At 45.6% G+C, this 2,834-nt stretch carries 2 protein-coding genes; one reads left to right on the top strand and one right to left on the bottom strand.

Translation table 11 applies throughout. From position 1 onward, the window contains the following. Positions 1 to 227 precede the first annotated feature (227 nt). Complete coding sequence (locus Q338_RS12275) at positions 228 to 1,406, top strand: phosphoglycerate kinase (protein WP_034295951.1); 1,179 nt, start codon at positions 228 to 230, stop codon at positions 1,404 to 1,406. 255 nt (positions 1,407 to 1,661) lie between these two features. Here Q338_RS12275 and Q338_RS12270 read toward each other — a convergent pair. Beyond that, the coding region (locus tag Q338_RS12270; RefSeq protein WP_034295948.1) for an SEC10/PgrA surface exclusion domain-containing protein at positions 1,662 to 2,834 on the bottom strand (1,173 nt) is incomplete at its 5' end.

The raw sequence follows: 2,834 nt of genomic DNA, 5'->3' as shown, positions 1-2,834 counted from the left end.
ATGGCTTCAATAAATGGAAAGATTGGTTGGCAAGATTTGCCAATCGGATTGACCGTATTGTGAAAATGATTTAGAACTTGGCAGGTCTGGGGCTAGGGTGGGGGAAAATCTTGGATAAACAAAAATTTATCCCACTCCACAAGCCACCCCCACCCTAACCCTCCCCCCGCCAGACGAAGGCAACCTGAAACCCCATTTCCCAAACCCCAAAAATAAGGATAAAACCCATGAGTTTTTTAAAATTAACCGACCAAAATGTAAACGGCAAAACCGTGTTAATCCGCGCCGATTTAAACGTGCCATTTAAAGACGGCAACATCAGCGATGACACACGTATTCGCGCTTCCTTGCCGTCTATCCAATATTGCTTGGACAATGGCGCAGGTGTGATTGTGATGACCCATTTGGGTCGCCCTACCGAAGGCGAATTCCACCCCGAAGACGATGTCGCCCCCGTTGCCGCGCATTTGGGCAAATTATTGGGCAAAAACGTGCGCGTGTTAAACGACTGGCGCGAAGCCAAACCCACTGTTGCGGCTGGCGAAGTGGCGTTGTTGCAAAACGTACGCATTAACAAAGGCGAAAAGAAAAATGACCCTGAATTGGGCAAAGCTTATGCGGCATTGTGCGATGTGTTTGTGAATGACGCGTTTGGCACGGCGCACCGTGCGCAGGCTTCTACGGAAGCGGTGGCGGCGGCTGCGCCTGTGTCGGTGGCAGGGATTTTGATGGCGGCGGAATTGGAAGCTTTGGGCAAAGCCTTGAAAGAGCCAGCGCGCCCAATGGTGGCGATTGTGGCGGGTAGCAAAGTGTCCACCAAATTGACGATTTTGGAAAGTTTGGCGGACAAGGTTGACCAATTGATTGTGGGCGGCGGCATTGCCAACACATTCTTGTTGGCGCAAGGCAAACCGATTGGCAAATCATTAGCCGAACCCGATTTGGTGGAAGACGCGAAAAAAATCATCGCCAAAATGGCGGCAAAAGGCGGTGTCGTGCCTTTGCCTGTGGACGTGGTTACCGCCAAAGAATTTGCCGAATCCGCCACAGCCGAACACAAAGCCATTGACGATGTGGCGGCGGACGATATGATTTTGGACATCGGCGCACAATCCGCGCAACAATTGGCAGAAATCTTGAAAAACGCTGGCACAATCGTGTGGAATGGACCTGTGGGCGTATTTGAATTTGCCCAATTTACCAATGGCACAGAAGTGGTTTCACGCGCGGTGGCGGACAGTAATGGTTTTTCCATCGCGGGTGGTGGCGACACCTTAGCGGCAATTGCGAAATTCGGCATTACCGAGCAAATTGGCTACATTTCCACAGGCGGCGGCGCGTTCTTGGAGTTTTTAGAGGGCAAGGAGTTGCCAGCCGTAGCGGCTTTGGAGCGTTTTGCGAAATAAATCATTGATGTTGTGTGAATAAAAAAGGCAGCCTGAAAAGCGGAAATGCGTTTTCAGGCTGCCTTTTTGTGTACACGTGTTTAAATTATAGTGGATTCAATTTAAATCAATTATAGATGGATTTTTATTGCAAAATCATGCGAATACAAGGCAAATTTTCATGCTGATAGTGGTTCTATCAACATGAAAATCCAATACATGTAGATGCATGAAGTGGCGATAAAAGCAAGCTATTAAGATTATGAATACAGGTTCTTAAATCAGCGTATAGTTTTGTACCAAAGTAGCTTCGTCTAAACCTACTGGTAATTTGGCAACGATAACGCCTGAGACATTGTCGTATGGATTTGAATCGTAGAGTAATTCGCCTGTTTCTGGTTTATAATCAATATAATAATTGCTATTAATCAAGTCTTGAACCATTGCAAGGAATGCTTCTTCTTTAAAAGCAATCTTTGTTTTTGTTGGGTCAAAATCCAATTTTTCTGCAACATGATTACCCGAAGAATCACTAATAATAAATAAACCAAGTGGTTTTGCATCTACAGTAACCGTTTGTGAGCCATAGCCCACAGGCGTATTGTCAAATTTTTCAGGATTAGGCATGTAAAACGATTCATTGCTTATCGACATCATATGGTAAGCAAAATTGCCATTCGGTGCTTGGCTCATGTCCACACCAAAATAATCTTGGCTTAAATTTTGCGATTCATGTTCACCTGCTGCCAACAAAGATTTGGCATGTAATTGATTGGAGTCTGCATCGTTAAACAGCATTCTGGTTAATGAATCATACAAGGTCTTTTTCAAATCATCTAATGTGGCGTGTGGATTGCCTTTTGAATAGACACCCATATTTTCATAAAAATTCTCGTCAGCCAAACCAAATGCTTTACCTGCGCGTACAATGCCTTCATTAAAATGACCATTCCAAGGGTCATATTGGTTGCTGGTGTATTCATTGCCCACCGCTTCGGCGAAGCCCAATGAGCCTTTGGTAACAATCAATTGCCCCATGCCCCATGCTTGGCGAATGGGGTTTACCAAGCCTGCAACAAAATGGCTTAATTCCAAGCGCACATCATCAGACAAATTATTCACATCGGCAATCATGACTTTGGCGTCTTCTTCGCTGCTGATGTATTTGTTGATGTCTGTTCCGCCTTTGGCTGCTGCTGCAATTTCACTGACTGAACCATATTTCAATAATTCATGGGTGTATTTATCAGAAGGCAGTTTCAGGCTGTTGCCATGCAGATAATCGGGGTTATCGCTATTGGTATTTGGTGTAGTTGGGTCTGGTGTAGTGGGTTGCGTAACTGGGGTAGTAGGTTGTGTTGGTGTAGTGGGTTGCGTAACTGGGGTAGTAGGTTGTGTTGGTGTAGTTGGGTCTGGTGTAGTGGGTTGCGTAACGGGTGTAGTGGGTTG

This window comes from Alysiella crassa DSM 2578 (assembly GCF_000745955.1).
In the GTDB taxonomy this organism is placed as follows: Bacteria; Pseudomonadota; Gammaproteobacteria; order Burkholderiales; family Neisseriaceae; genus Simonsiella; species Simonsiella crassa.
This window is presented reverse-complemented; position numbering and strand designations above follow the sequence as displayed.

Bases quoted from the DNA above. Each gene is read 5' to 3' on its own strand.
- Q338_RS12275 (WP_034295951.1), top strand. From the start codon at position 228: ATGAGTTTTTTAAAATTAACCGACCAAAATGTAAACGGCAAAACCGTG.